Source organism: Acinetobacter sp. ANC 3781 (genome assembly GCF_004331285.1).
Lineage (GTDB): Bacteria > Pseudomonadota > Gammaproteobacteria > Pseudomonadales > Moraxellaceae > Acinetobacter.
This window is the reverse complement of sequence record NZ_SJOH01000001.1, coordinates 132,491-147,034: the sequence shown is the minus strand read 5'-3', so window position 1 is coordinate 147,034 and position 14,544 is coordinate 132,491. Positions and strand designations below refer to the sequence as shown.

The 14,544-nt window shown below is 38.7% G+C and carries 11 protein-coding genes, 1 tRNA gene and 2 pseudogenes; 5 read left to right on the top strand and 9 right to left on the bottom strand.

Features of this window, described 5'->3' with window-relative positions; genetic code table 11:
- The first annotated feature begins 107 nt into the window (after window positions 1-107).
- The 3 genes from dld to E0H89_RS00810 all read left to right on the top strand — a co-directional run bounded on the left by dld (window position 108) and on the right by E0H89_RS00810 (window position 4,209).
- The gene (dld, locus tag E0H89_RS00820; protein WP_131213712.1) at window positions 108-1,805 is read left to right on the top strand and encodes a D-lactate dehydrogenase; all 1,698 of its coding nucleotides are present in this window, start codon (window positions 108-110) and stop codon (window positions 1,803-1,805) included.
- A gap of 183 nt (window positions 1,806-1,988) precedes the next feature.
- Window positions 1,989-4,022 (top strand): NADPH-dependent 2,4-dienoyl-CoA reductase, encoded by a 2,034-nt coding sequence (locus tag E0H89_RS00815; RefSeq protein ID WP_131213710.1) that lies wholly within the window; start codon window positions 1,989-1,991, stop codon window positions 4,020-4,022.
- Window positions 4,023-4,119: 97 nt separating this feature from the next.
- Window positions 4,120-4,209, top strand: a tRNA-Ser gene (locus tag E0H89_RS00810).
- Window positions 4,210-4,582: 373 nt separating this feature from the next.
- On the opposite strand, the gene E0H89_RS16620 is transcribed toward E0H89_RS00810, so the two are convergent.
- Both E0H89_RS16620 and E0H89_RS16615 read right to left on the bottom strand, forming a co-directional pair.
- The gene (locus E0H89_RS16620; RefSeq protein ID WP_250697803.1) at window positions 4,583-5,113 is read right to left on the bottom strand and encodes an STAS domain-containing protein; all 531 of its coding nucleotides are present in this window, start codon (window positions 5,111-5,113) and stop codon (window positions 4,583-4,585) included.
- Window positions 5,114-5,266: 153 nt separating this feature from the next.
- Window positions 5,267-5,548 (bottom strand): SulP family inorganic anion transporter, encoded by a 282-nt coding sequence (locus tag E0H89_RS16615; protein WP_250697802.1) that lies wholly within the window; start codon window positions 5,546-5,548, stop codon window positions 5,267-5,269.
- A 392-nt stretch (window positions 5,549-5,940) separates the two neighbouring features.
- Between E0H89_RS16615 and E0H89_RS00800 the strand changes: the two genes are divergently transcribed.
- A complete protein-coding gene (locus tag E0H89_RS00800; protein ID WP_131213708.1) occupies window positions 5,941-6,453 on the top strand; it encodes a cytochrome b in 513 nt (170 codons plus the stop codon).
- 156 nt (window positions 6,454-6,609) lie between these two features.
- On the opposite strand, the gene E0H89_RS00795 is transcribed toward E0H89_RS00800, so the two are convergent.
- Window positions 6,610-7,311, bottom strand: coding sequence for a VIT1/CCC1 transporter family protein (locus E0H89_RS00795; RefSeq protein ID WP_131213706.1), 702 nt, complete (start codon window positions 7,309-7,311; stop codon window positions 6,610-6,612).
- A 114-nt stretch (window positions 7,312-7,425) separates the two neighbouring features.
- Here E0H89_RS00795 and E0H89_RS00790 point away from each other — a divergent pair.
- Window positions 7,426-7,753: pseudogene (locus tag E0H89_RS00790) on the top strand (diacylglycerol kinase).
- A gap of 23 nt (window positions 7,754-7,776) precedes the next feature.
- On the opposite strand, the gene E0H89_RS00785 reads toward E0H89_RS00790, so the two are convergent.
- The 6 genes and pseudogenes from E0H89_RS00785 to E0H89_RS00760 all read right to left on the bottom strand — a co-directional run bounded on the left by E0H89_RS00785 (window position 7,777) and on the right by E0H89_RS00760 (window position 14,448).
- Window positions 7,777-8,772, bottom strand: a complete 996-nt coding sequence (locus E0H89_RS00785; protein WP_131213704.1) for a phosphatase PAP2 family protein — start codon at window positions 8,770-8,772, stop codon at window positions 7,777-7,779.
- Window positions 8,773-8,877: 105 nt separating this feature from the next.
- Window positions 8,878-9,642, bottom strand: coding sequence for a COG4705 family protein (locus E0H89_RS00780; protein WP_131213702.1), 765 nt, complete (start codon window positions 9,640-9,642; stop codon window positions 8,878-8,880).
- A gap of 397 nt (window positions 9,643-10,039) precedes the next feature.
- Window positions 10,040-10,754 (bottom strand): annotated as a pseudogene (locus E0H89_RS00775) (tyrosine-type recombinase/integrase); the annotation flags it as partial.
- A gap of 219 nt (window positions 10,755-10,973) precedes the next feature.
- Window positions 10,974-11,945: a methyltransferase gene (locus tag E0H89_RS00770; RefSeq protein ID WP_131213700.1), complete on the bottom strand. Its 972-nt coding sequence runs from the start codon at window positions 11,943-11,945 to the stop codon at window positions 10,974-10,976.
- A gap of 337 nt (window positions 11,946-12,282) precedes the next feature.
- Window positions 12,283-12,981 (bottom strand): pirin family protein, encoded by a 699-nt coding sequence (locus tag E0H89_RS00765; RefSeq protein ID WP_131213698.1) that lies wholly within the window; start codon window positions 12,979-12,981, stop codon window positions 12,283-12,285.
- A 231-nt stretch (window positions 12,982-13,212) separates the two neighbouring features.
- A complete protein-coding gene (locus E0H89_RS00760; protein ID WP_131213696.1) occupies window positions 13,213-14,448 on the bottom strand; it encodes a L,D-transpeptidase family protein in 1,236 nt (411 codons plus the stop codon).
- Between the last annotated feature and the right edge of the window lie 96 nt (window positions 14,449-14,544).

Below are 14,544 nucleotides of genomic sequence, written 5' to 3'. Positions count from 1 at the left end.
AACGGATGACTTTTTCGCGTATCAAATATTAGTTATAACGTTATTTTTTAAGCATATTAAAAAGAGCGGTGAGTAGCTCAAAAGGACTTTAGAAAAGGATTGGAAATATGTTCACGCAATCAGCTGCACTGCACACTATTCAAAAACTCATTAATATTGTCGGTAGGCAACATGTATTGACCGATGAAAATGACACCCGTTTATATCGTCAAGGTCGTCGTTACGGATCAGGTAAGGTTCTGGCGGTGGTGGTGCCTGGTTCTTTAGTTGAGCAATGGAAGGTATTACAAATTGCTGTTCAGGCTGACAGTATTGTGATTATGCAGGCAGCCAATACTGGACTCACTGGAGGTTCAACGCCTTTTGGTGATGATTATGATCGTCCTGTAATACTCATCAACACTCGGCGTTTAGTTGGCATTCAAGTGATTAATGATGCAAAACAAGTGGTTTGTTTGCCTGGGGCAACTTTGGATAAATTAGAAAAGCAGCTGGCACCGTTTAATCGTGAACCACATTCCGTGATTGGTTCATCCTGTATTGGTGCGTCAGTATTAGGTGGAGTCTGTAATAATTCGGGTGGAGCCTTGGTTCGCCGTGGGCCGGCTTATACTGAACTGGCGCTGTATGCACGAGTGAATGATTCAGGACAGCTTGAACTGGTCAATCATTTAGGCATAAATTTGGGAACAACCCCCGAAGAAATTTTATCAAGATTAGAGAATCAGACATATCAGGTGAATGATATTCAAGATGATGCTAATTGTTGTGCCTCAGATCAGCATTATGCACATGATGTCACTCAGGTCGATGAAAACACCCCAGCACGATTTAATGCCGATCCATCGCGTTTGTTTGAAGCTTCCGGTTCGGCAGGTAAAGTTTGTGTTTTTGCGGTACGTCTGGACACTTTTGAAAAAATTCCCAGTCAGGTGTTTTATGTCGGTACCAATAACCAAGAAGATTTAACCGCAATCCGCCGTTTCCTTTTGAAAGACTTACCGCGCCTGCCGATTGCAGGAGAGTATATTCACCGTGTCGCTTATGATATTGGCGCCGAATATGGTAAAGATGCTTTCATGTTTATCGAGAAATTCGGGACTGCCAAAGTACCCGCTGCTTTCGCCATGAAAGATAAAGTCGATGGCTACTTGGAAAAAATCGGCATGAAAGGGCTGTCAGATAAAGTCTTGCAAATGGTGAGCAAATTTTTGCCGTCGCATTTGCCGAAACGCATGAATGAATTTCGTGATCTGTATGAGCATCATTTGGTGCTGCGTATCGAAAATCAGGATGTAGCACAGGTTCAGCAATTTTTAAAACAGTATTTTTTATCTCATACCACTGGAAATTATTTTCTCTGTACTGAAGAAGAAGGGCGTAAAGCCTTTTTACATCGTTTTGCCGTTGCAGGCGCAGCGATTCGTTATCGCGACACGCATCGCTCAGAAGTAGAAGATATTGTCGCGCTGGACATTGCTTTACGGCGTAACGACCGTGAATGGGTCGAAACTTTGCCTAAGGAAATGGATGAGCTGATTATCCATAAACTGTATTATGGTCATTTTTTATGTCATGTGTTCCATCAAGACTATATTGTGAAAAAAGGTGTTGATCCTTTAGCGATAGAGCATCAAATGTGGCATTTACTGGATCAACGTGGGGCCGAATATCCTGCCGAGCATAATGTCGGACATTTGTATGTGGCCAAGCCTGCGCTCAAAAATCATTATCAAAAGTTGGATCCCACCAATAGTTTTAATGTCGGGATTGGCCATACCTCCAAATTAAAAGGTTGGAGTTAAAACCTAGAATTAAAATATAAATAATCATGGTTTTTATCTGTGGTGCAGTCTAAAAACTGCACCTTTTTTATGGAAAATTGACTGTTTCGTCAGACAATGCTGCAAAGATGTCATAAACAAATAAATAAAAATAGGTAAAGTAGTATGCAACAAGTTGCAAAGCCAATAAATTAAGGATTCATCATGACAACTCGCTATGCAAATATTTTAAAACCGCTACATTTGGGCTTTACGACCATAAAAAACCGTGTCGTGATGGGTTCTATGCATACCGGTCTGGAAGACCGATTTTATAATTATCCAAAATTGGCGGCATATTTTGGGGAACGTGCAAAAGGCGGTGTGGGGCTGATTATCACTGGCGGGATTTCACCAAACCGTCAAGGCTGGTTACTGCCGGCTGGTGGGACCATGAACAATTTGGGCGATGTGGCACCGCATCGTTTAGTAACCCATGCGGTACATAAGCATGGTGCAAAAATTTTGATGCAGATTCTGCATTCTGGCCGTTATGGTTACCAGCCTTTTGTGGTTTCTGCCAGCCCAATCAAGTCACCGATTTCACCATTTAAACCGCGTCAAATGAGCGAAAAGCAGATTCTGGATACCATTGAGGATTATGCTCATACCGCCAGTATTGCTAAAAAAGCCGGCTATGACGGTGTGGAAATTATGGGTTCTGAAGGTTATTTGCTGAACCAGTTTTTAAGCCGCCATGTCAATATCCGCGACGACCGCTGGGGTGGTGACATTGAAAACCGCATGCGTTTTGCAGTAGAAATTGTACGAGCGATTCGTGAAAAAATTGGTGAAAACTTTATTATCTGTTTCCGCATGTCGATGCTTGATCTGGTGCATGATGGCAATACCATGCAGGAAGTGATTACAGTGGCTCAAGCTCTGGAAAAGGCAGGAGTTACCTTGCTCAATACCGGTATCGGCTGGCATGAGGCACGTATTCCCACCATTGTGACTTCAGTTCCGCGTGCTGCATTTGCAGACTACACCGCAGAAGTGAAAAAGCATGTCGCAATTCCAGTGATTGCATCCAACCGCATTAACATGCCCGAAACAGCCGAAGCCATTTTAGCGGCTGGAAAAGCAGATATGGTGCAGATGGCGCGCCCATTCTTGGCAGATGCTTTCTGGGTTAATAAAACAGCGACCAATCGGGTGGATGAAATTAATACCTGCATTGCCTGCAACCAGGCCTGTTTGGATCATACTTTTAAAAATCAACGGGCAACCTGTCTGGTCAATCCACGTGCTGCCTATGAAACAGAACTGGTTTATTTAAAAACCAAAGCACCTAAAAAGGTCGCTGTTATTGGTGGGGGTGTGGCAGGAATGTCTGCTGCAACGGTGGCGGCAAGTCGCGGTCATAAAGTTACCTTGTTTGAAGCTGCAACAGAGGTTGGCGGGCAATTTAACTTAGCTAAAGTGGTACCGGGTAAAGAAGAATTTCACGAAACCATTCGTTATTTTAAAGTTCAAATTGAAAAAACAGGGGTAGAGCTTCGCTTAAATACCAGAGTGAACCGTGAACAGCTTGAACGCGAAGGCTTTGATGAAGTCATTGTTGCAACAGGTGTTGTACCGCGGAGTTTAAAAATGCAAGGTAGTGAGGCACCTCAAGTCTTGTCTTATGCAGAGGTGTTGCGCGGCGCTCCAGTGGGTCGTAGAGTTGCCGTAATTGGGGCCGGTGGTATTGGCTTTGATGTGTCGGAATTTTTATTAAAACCGGCACATCAGCCGCAACCCCAGCCCTTGGCAGACTGGCAACGTGAGTGGGGTATTGATCCAAATCCGGACTATATTTCTGAAGGTGGCATGCAAGCTGCTGAAGTAGATCATCCTGTTCGCGAAATTTATTTATTGCAACGTAAAACGACACCGCTGGGTATGGGTTTAGGCAAAACTTCAGGCTGGGTGCATCGTGCGCAATTGAAAAAGCATGCAGTGAAGATGCTACGTGGGGTGCAATATAAATCTATTACCAATGAGGGCTTATGGATTGAAACTAACGGCTATGATCAACTGTTACGTGTAGATACTGTTGTGGTTTGTGCCGGGCAAGATTCGGTAAAAGACATCATGCCGAATGACGATGAATTTACCTTGGCGAATTACCATATTATTGGCGGTGCCAAACTGGCTGCAGAGCTTGATGCAAAGCGTGCAATCCGCGAGGGTGCGGAATTAGCAGCCAAATTATGATTTTTTAAGTTAATTTGGCGAAACAATATTCATTTGAATGGTTTAGTTGTAATTTTTACTTGTCAGTTTTTAAAAAGATCCGTATTATGGCGCACATGGAAGCGTGGCAGAGCGGTTTAATGCACCGGTCTTGAAAACCGACGAGGGTGTGAGTCCTCCGTGAGTTCGAATCTCACCGCTTCCGCCAAATATTTAAATAAGCCCTTGTTTTTACAAGGGCTTATTTTTTAACTATGGTTTTACCCCTCAACCTACCCCACATAACCATTTTTTGAAAAGGAAAATCAAGTTTTTAACATCATTCTAAACGACTTCGAATAATGGATGATAAATTGACTTGAAAAGGTGTTACCAGAGAGATTAGTTGTTACTACACTTAATTGCCCACTGAACAAACTATCTCTGATTAATTCGCCGAAGCGTTGCTTTCTAACTGATATACGGCATCATCGACACTTTGTGAATCATAACTAGAGTGGGGAAATAATGGACTATTCACATACAATAAGGTGTTCGACTGAACGACGTATTCTTGCCAATTGCAGGTCGATCCGCTGCTCTTACAAATGCTTAGCCAACGATAGCAACTCTTCAATACTGGTACTATCAAGGCTTGGACATTCTTCAAGATTCAAAATCACATGTTCATAATTTTGCCCAGAAACCTTCTTTAGAATCGTATGACAGATTTTTTCTGTATTGGCAAAAAATAGTGGATGATCAGGTCGTGCAATTAAAATAGCATAAGGTGCTACAGCTTCAGGGAAACGGTTTGTGTCTACAAAATCATGCCCACCATTTAGACGTCCAAGCCACGCAATTCGAGGAACAGAGTAGCTTTTTAATAACATTAAAACACTCACAATTACCGCAATCAATAAACCATTTAGCACACCAAAAATAATCACTGCCCAAATCGCAATAATCGACAACAACCGATCTTTACGCCAAATAAAATACTGTTTAAATGGGGCAAAACGAAGATGCCCACTTACCGCATATATCACAATGCTCGCCAAAACTGACTCAAGAGTATTGGCGATATACTGACGAAAGCACAGCAAAAAAATCACCACTGCCAGCGCTGCCACCCATGCTGATTTTTTGCTTTTGCTCCTGCAGACTCATTGGCTGAAGTCGCTGAATAGCCTGCGCCAACTGCCATTCCCTTAAACAATCCTGAGCAAATATTACTCGCCCTCCCCCAATGCAATCAGGTCACGGTTCGGCTCGCTTGAATCATTTTATTTTAGAGCAGAGGTACGAATTGACGTATAAGATTCGGCATAAATAATCAGTGCAACTGCCAGCGGAATTTCTACTAGTTGCAACCAATTATTCATATTCAAATGAGGTAAGTTAAAACTCGGTAGAATAAACTCAAAATGCCCAACAGAACTAATTCCCCATTCTTGGGTATACCCCATAACATTTAAACCAATACCTAAAATAATCAACAAAAAAGCTACAGGAATAGTTTTATGGCGCTGGGTGAATTGTAAAGTGAAGAAGGCACAGAGACCCATGTTTAAAGCATGCCAGTTCTAGGCCGAATAGGCTTATAACAGTTCCCACAACTGACGAAAAAATCACTGTGTGCAGGATGCACCAGTAATACTGAAAGGAGCTGTTTAACCACAATGCTGAGTGCCTACAATGTTTGAAATAATATTTATAAGTTGCCTATTAAAAACAAATCTTCGTACCCAAAGTTTCTAAGCGTCTGGCAAGTTATTTTTAAGATTATAGTAGTACCATGTATAGACTAGAAATGAGGTATGTTGAAATTATAAAAGAACTTTAAGTATGGAGATGATCTGCAGCCAACTTGGGCTAGCACTACTTTACTAGATAAAGTTTATCTATTCTTCTTTCATCGGTTCCGTCTTATATAAATATTTAAAATTCAGGAAAAAATATGAATAATAATTATCCTAAACCTATAATAATAATGCACTGGATCACCTTTGTTTTAGTTGTAATTGTATATTTGACGAGTGGAGATCCAACAAGAACAGGGTTGCAGGGCCAGATTCATGTTATAGGTGGAATTTCAATATTTATTCTATTTTTCGTGCGGTTGATTTTTGTTTTTTTCTATAAAAGAAATATTCCTCAAAATGAGATCATTAATCCGTATCAAATAAAATTATTTAAAATTGTCAGATTTACGCTTTACGTAAGTTTATGTGTCGTTCCAATAGCGGGCTGGCTTGCATTATCGAGTTTTACGGATACTTTTCAAGTATTCTCTTTAAATTTGCCACTTTTGAGCAGTGTTAGAGAGGTTAAATATATTGGTCAGATACATCAATTTTTAGGTAACTTCTTTATTACAGTCGTAGGTTTACATGCTTGTGCTGCATTAATCCACCATTTTATTTTCAAAGATAATGTATTAAAAAGTATGCTTTTTAAAAAAATGAAATGATTTAGATTTATAACTATAAAAAATAGGCATATTGTTCACCTAGAACAACATGCTTTATCGATATAAAGCATGTCAGACATGTAAGGTATTTCTATAGATTTATTATCTATACTCCACATGGAGTGGGAGTATTTGGATTATACAAAAAAAGGGATCTTATGCCACCGCAAGATTAAATAATGATCCGATCCAAGCACTGAATAACATAGCGATAATTCCCCAAATCATCACCCGAATCGAACCTCTCCAAATACTTGCACCGCCCGCATAACTGGCCAAGGCACCCATAATTCCGAGACTTAATACCCCAATCAGCATGACGCCTTTCTCTAAGTATTGCTCTGGCAGAAGCATAATTGAAATTAAAGGAAATAATGAGCCTACAGTAAATGCAATAGCTGAAGAGAATGCGGCACGAAAGGGCTGGGCAGAAGTATGATCTGAAATACCAATTTCATCACGCGCATGTGCATCTAAAGCATTGTGTGCAGTCAGTTGTTGCGCGACTTGTTGCGCTAAATCGGGATGTAATCCACGCTGTATGTAAATATTTTTTAGCTCATTTAATTCATGTTCAGGATGGCGTTGCAGTTCACGTTCTTCCATCTCCAGATCATTCTTTTCAATGTCTTGTTGCGATTTAACAGAAATATATTCACCCGCCGCCATCGATGCAGCTCCAGATATTAACCCGGCGATACAGGTCACCAATAGGGTATGTGTGGATGCTCCACTGGCTGCGATTCCCACCACGAGACTCGTGACTGAAATAATCCCGTCATTTGCCCCCAGCACAGCTGCACGCAACCATCCCGCACGTTCGATGTAATGTTTTTCAATATGGTAAGAATGGCGCACAAGGTATATCCTTTTTGTTATCAGGATGATTATAATAAATTTATTTCATCTGTAGAGATTATTATTGGCTAATTTCAAAAACCGGGATTAAAAGGCAAAAAAAATTTAAAACGGATTCTAGTAGCCACTGTCTATTCATTTTCAGGATTTAAAACAGCGTTTAAAAATAGGCGGCTTTTCGTCAAATCGTATTAATTAATCTTATTCTAATTCCTATGAGCTTTTTTATTGCTGTTTCTTCTATAGAACGGGCACTGATGGGGGCTGTCCGTTTACTGGCTGTATGTGGAATTATTCAATTCTGCAATTGAAGCTGTTTTAGATCGGATTTCACTTGACAAACCAGCATTCCAAAAATGCAAAAGATATGAGAAGTGCGGCACAATTTTTAGCATTTCTCATTATTTTTATTATTTGGTCAATTATTTTACTTGGCCACTAAAAGATCTTAAAAGTTGATTTTACTTAAGCTAACAATGGAAATTGATAGACTTCTGCATATATTAGCGCAGCAAGCAGAACCAAAATAATGCTTAGGCCTACTGTATAAGTCTGCATAGCTGACCCAGGTATTTGCCAAATAATTTTTCCTCTGGCACTTAACCATTCTGTCAGACTAATACTGATAATTAACCATAATATTCCTACTAAAAATCCACCCAGTACATCACTTAGATAATGTTCATTTAATACCATTCTACTGAGGCCTAAAAGTACAGCAAAAAGAAACATCGTAAAAAATATACGGACTTGTCTGATAAAATTTGCGCTAAAACGAATAGTGAGGTAAGCAAGAAATCCATATAAGGCAATGGCAATGGTGGCATGCCCACTAGGGAATGAGTATGACTGCTCAAGCAGTAAAGCATCGACTGGTCGCACGCGATGAAATAATAATTTACTGAGGAAGGTAAATATAGAACTTCCTATGGTGGAGACCAGCAACCCTATTAATATATAGGGTTGGCGAATGATCCAGCAGATCACACAGACTAAAATCACAATCAAACAAGAAATTGCTGTAGAACCAAAACTGGTGATGAAAATAAAAAAATTCACTAAACTGGGCCGATCCAGCATATTCATCTGTTGGGAAACAAAATAATCCATTGTCACGATGGAGTCTGAAGTAACCACATCTTCAACAAGTCCGGTAAACAAAGCTAAAATATAGCCCATAGCTAAAAATAAAAGCGTCAGAGGTAAGCCATAAAAATGCTGAAGTTGGAATCTTCTCGACAAAAAACCAAAAAAACGCGGGTACTTATATTTCATTCGAATGAATAAATTGCTTTTTCCGACATGTTGTTTAAACATTCTCCCATACTGCACAAATTGATCAAATAATTGCTTGCCATGCCGAATAATCCAGTACTGCAACCCCCACAAAAGAATAACCAGTGAAAATAGGAGGATGCCCAAGATGAACAATTGCTGATGGGTTTGAATCAATGACATCATGGCAAAAAAATTCCTTGTTGAAAGCATTTTTAGCAGGGCTTACTGGCTTATTGTGTCAGCGCACAGATCCAATCAATGTTTCAATATCAATACGACCTTATATATTTAGGCCTTTTTTACAGTCGTTTTATTGCTAAAGTAAATACACAATAGAATCGCAATCAAAATAACAGCTGAAGCAGTAAAACGACTTAAATCCAAACCACCCGAAGCGATCGGTTTATCCAGAAAATCTCCGACCACAGCGCCCAAAGGGCGAGTTAAAACAAATGCACTCCAAAACAGTAAGGTTCTTGAAACATGAGTGAATTTGTACAGGGCCAAAATCATAAGAATAAGACCGACGAAAAGAATAATTCCACCGCTATAACCCAGCCCCATGGTGTCTGCTGACCAATCTCCTAAAGCCGTCCCTAAGGTTTGGGAAAAGGTAATGGTTAACCAATAGAAAATTTCTGCCCGTGGATAATTCACAGTATGCGGTGAAATACTGCCTTCAACTTTATACCAGCTGAATAAAGACAAGCAGACCAAACCGAGCAACAGGCTACTTCCGCCGACATATCCAATCCCCAAAGATCGATCGACAAAATCAGCCAGTGTCGTACCTACGGTCGTACTGGCGATGATAGTAAACCAATACAAATAAGGACGGTAAGATTTAGAGCTGATTTGAAAGAATAGCAAAGCTATAAATATGGCTGCAAAAATAAAGGTACTGATCAAATAGCCTAAATTTAGAGACATCGATACTGCATCACCGCCAGTTTCACCAAAAGTTGTGGCAAAAATTTTAGTGATCCAGAAAAGTGCAGTGATCTGAGGAACTTTAGAAAGGTGAGTAGCGATACTTGATTCTTGTTGATTCATCAGCTGGACTCTTTGGTGATCTTTTTTAATATTTTAAATTGGATTAATTAACTTAAGCTTAAGAATAAATGATATTTTTGTTCTTATCTGTCGATAAGAAAAAGTAATAATCTGTTTAATTCTTCTATCAGATATACAATAAAATTTTAGTCACTTAAACGCATTTAGGAAAGTTAGATGCTCATTGTTTAATTATCTTAAATATTTGATTTTTATTATAATTATTAAAGAATAGTCGTATTGCTTAATGCAGTTTTAAGGTTTAATTTATAAAATATCTTTTAAAAATTTATGACTGAATAAATATGCCTCACTTGTTATTAAAAATAAAAAATTTAAAAAACCTATTACTTTAATGCAATTTAATTTGATTCTCGCAATTTGGCTAGGTGTAGTTTTAAATTATGATTTTTTTGAAAAAATTAATAAACTTACTTCCTATCATCAAACTCTTATGTTTTCCAAGCTAAGCCCCACGTAAATAAGCAGCTTCAACTTCATCTGGTAATTTATGTGCAAGTACATGTTCACAAACTTAACGAGGGTAGTCTGTTTTATCGGTTGACCAGTCACGGAATGTTGATCTGAATTCATGTGTTGTAATCACTCGATTTTGTTTTGGATCAATATAGCCTAAGCCCGTATCTTTAAATTTTTGTTCATGCATGCGTTTGATCAGTGTAGTTAATGACCTATCCGAAAGCATTTGCCCATTACGTGGAGCAGGGAAGATGAAATTTTGAGGTGGAGTATATTCTTGAATTGATTTAAGCAAATTAATAGCTTCTTGAAATAACGATACACCATGTTCCTTTTGAGCTTTCACTTGTTCTTTAGGAATAATCCAGACTTTATGCTTAAAATCAATTTCCTGCCATTTAGTCCCAAAAATTTCACTAGAACGATAGATAGTCAGAATTGCAAATTCCAGAGCTTTAGGGGGAATCTCTTTTTTCTATCTTAAATGCTTAATAAAATCATAAACTTGATCATAAAAAAGATGGATGAGGGCGAGAAATCTGTTTTAAATTACCGAGGATGGGTTCTAAATTGCTTTTCCATTCAGCAGCGTTCTCCCCAACAAAATATTTCCTAGCCTGGGCATAATCAAAATTGCCTAGGACATCTGTTAGGCGTACACCGCTTCCGCCAAATTCAAAAGCCCCTGTGAAAACAGGGGCTTTTTTTAATGTCTACGATTTTAGCTATATAAGAATGGATACGATAAATAAAAAACAATCCGACAAAACTAATGAAAAAAAAATAGATAAATCATTTATTTTTCTGGGGATACTTTTGAATTTTTAAATATTTGGGTAACACAGCTATTCTTAACGCATCAATTCCAATTTAACCAAAACCAAAGCAATTCGTTCTATATGTTGATAAGCAGGCTGCTCTAACTCTTCGCCAAAAACATCAGGATCAATTTCTTCATAACACCAGTGTATGTTCGATTTAGAGCGCATTAACTTTTCAAGCTGTTCTAAAAAAGGGTTACGGTCTGACCGGATTGCTACCCCCGTATATAAAAACAAACACCCTTGTGGATTTAGCCGCGTAATACCTTCTTGCAGTATTCTAAAGGATAATTCACTACCATCCAGTTCATTGCCGCCATGACGATATTGCCGTTGATCTGCATCAATTAAATAGGGGGGATTGGCAAAAATAAGGTCAAACTGTCCTTCAATATTCTTAAATAAATTGCTGTAGACTGGGGTGATATTATTCAAATCTGCAAAGCTTGCATTGATTTGGCTATATGACAATGCTTTCGGATTAAGATCCGCCACGGTAATTTTATCAAAATCAGAAAAATTTCTAGCCATACTAATCGCAGCAGCAGAAGTACCGCAGCACAATTCCAGCCCCTGCTTGAATGACTGAGGTTTGTGCGCCAAATATTGTTTTAAATGATAAACAAAGCGATAGGTATCGGGACCAAAAAAAACCGCGTCATGTTCAACGGTAGGAAAACCAGAATGAATAAATAATTCATCATCTAAGGAAGCTACTCGCACTTGACTGAACCACTGACCATCATGGAAACGGATGAGCTGATTTTCTTTTAGAATTGTAAAAAGGGAGGATTCCAGAGCGGTTTCTGTGAATGCTAAATTCCAGCCAAATATATCGCGGAGAGTAATATCCTTATTTTTTGTATTCTTATTGCGGTTCAAAATACGTTGATGGGAAAGAGGAGTAATCGTCGTAAAGTGGTAATTTTTCTGTTTTAAAAAATCTAATAAAAAAAGCAGAGCCTGTTGTTGAGTGGTTTGAACATCCAAAATCTGATTCATGTAGATTTTCTCTTCTGATTATTAAAAATAATTTAAGGTTTATAGATTTATTTCACCAATTATAATAGATTCACCAAGATAGTTCTTACTGATGAAAGCAATGTTCTATCTCTTTATTTCAAAATAAACCGGATTTATTTTCCTCTAAAAGGTAGTTTTTTTGGGTAAAAATATGAGGGTTATTGGTTTGATTTTTATAGCTATGGATGCGACAAGATATAACGATAGTTAGATTGAATAAGCGGTTAAAGACATTTTTTAATATTCACTTTTTAAATCTAATCGAGATGACTATTGGCAATAGTCATCTCAAATAGGAAATTAGCAATATAAAGCATTAATTTTTAGCTTGTGGTAAATCGAACCAGATGAATTGACTGTCTTCTAAAGCTTTAATTTGATTATTTTCAGCAAAAAGTAGCGCATCGCCAGCTTTCACAATTTGATCTTCAATCTGGATTACCCCTGAAATCACATGCACATAATTGACTTGCTGTGTTGCTTCAACAGGCAGCAGGTGATCTTTTTTTAAGACTGCAGTTTTTACTTCAGCTTGTTGGCGAATATGCATAGGCGCATTATCACTCGGTCCAGCAATTAAATGCCACTGATTCGGTTGCTCATGCGGATTGCACTGAATTTGCTGATAATTGGGTTCAGCATTCTGAATATCTGGATGAATCCAGATTTGCAACATATGCACTGGGGTATCGCCATTGTTCATTTCACTATGTTGAACCCCGGTACCCGCGCTCATGAGTTGCCATTCACCTGCAGTAATATGACGTTCATTGCCCATGCTGTCTTTATGCGAAATTGTACCATCCAGTACACAGGTCAAAATTTCCATATTCTCATGTGGATGGGCGCCAAAACCATTATGGGCAGCAATGGTGTCATCATTAATCACGCGAAGTACACTGACGCCCATATATTTGGGGTCATACCAGCTGCCAAAAGAAAAACTATGCTTGGTATCTAACCAGCCGGCTTTGACATGACCTCGATTCTCAGCATGATGCAAAAAAGTATTCATCTTTGATGCTCCTTATTATTTGAAATTAGAATGATAATACCGTGCTATAAAAGTGATAAAAATAGTATAAAAGCGACATATCATTCTATTTATGCAACGGATATTTTTTATTGTTAATATTTAGAATATGTAGAATAGATCACATTATGAGTGGTTTTAAGATAAATGGCATTTTATTTTTTGTAAAAAAAGCCCACATAAATGCAGGCTTTGGAATTATCAATATTTTGATTATTCTAGGAATTTAACAGTTACGCCAGATTTCACTTTTTTACCTAAGTCATTGGCATCCCAGTTGGTTAAACGGATACAACCATGCGATGCAGTTTTAGAAATTGCAGATGGGTTTGGTGTACCGTGAATACCAAATGATTTTTTACTTAAACCAATCCAGATATTTCCAACAGGACCATTGGGACCCGGTGGAAGTGAAAGCGGTTTAGTATTCTTCCCTTGCACAAAATTGCTTGGTGAATAGCTATACCAAGGATTTGGTGCTACGCCAGTGACTTTATAAGTGCCAGTAGGAGAAGGAGTATCTGAACTACCGATGGTTGCTGGGAATGAACCAATCATTTGATTGCGACTGTTAAACAAGTACAGTTGTTTGGCACCTTTATGCGCAACGATCAAATGAATATCTTCTGGTACTTCATTGCGGATGTTGGCGACAATGATTTTCTCACCCGCTTTCTTGAAAGTTGCTTTCGGATTTAACTTTTTCAAAAAGTCTTCATCCATATGAAACTTTTCACTCAACATTTCAGTTACACGAGTGTAATACAGACCTTTCATTTTTGCCTGTAATGCATAATCGCGAGGAATAGATGCAGCATAAGGACCTTTTAAGTCGGCATCGGTAATGGTGTATTCAATAAATGCAGGTTTAGAACCGTGTTTGGCAATTAAGGCATTCCAGGTTTCCTGAGTTAAGGTCCCAGTTGGTTTAATGCCACTTATTTGTTGGAATGACGCAATTGCTTTGAGGGTGTTTTTACCACTTGAACCATCAATCGCACCCGGGGAAGCATGCGAGTTATTTAACATGACATGTGCACGAGCATAAACTGGGAACTGACCTTTACCAATATTTTCATACCATTCGGCATTGTTCAGGCCATCTAATGTCCATGATGCTTTGGCTGCAGCAGCACTAGAGCTGGGGGTCACACTCGATGTTTTTGTCGTAGGTGCAGTACCGATTGCAGCGGTATCATCTTCAGAATTTTTAAGATCTTCTAAGGTTTTTGAAGCCTTATTCAAGTCTTGTTGTTCTTGTTGTGTAATATGGGTTTCAGTGCTTTGAGCGCTTGAGGCTGCTTCAGTTGCAAGAGGGTCAATAGGGTCTTGAACCGCAGTATCAGCAATCTTTTTGGGAGTTAAAGGCTGTTCAGCAGTAGATGCAGCAAACGTTGTACCCGCAAAAATGCAACTTAAACTCATAGCGAGTAATGTGCGAACGAACATGGAATTCAACCTTAAAAATTATTCATTAACAATTTGATAAAACTACACAAGTATTGCAGAAAAAAAGAGGAGATGCAGTATTTGTTTTGTGTAAAA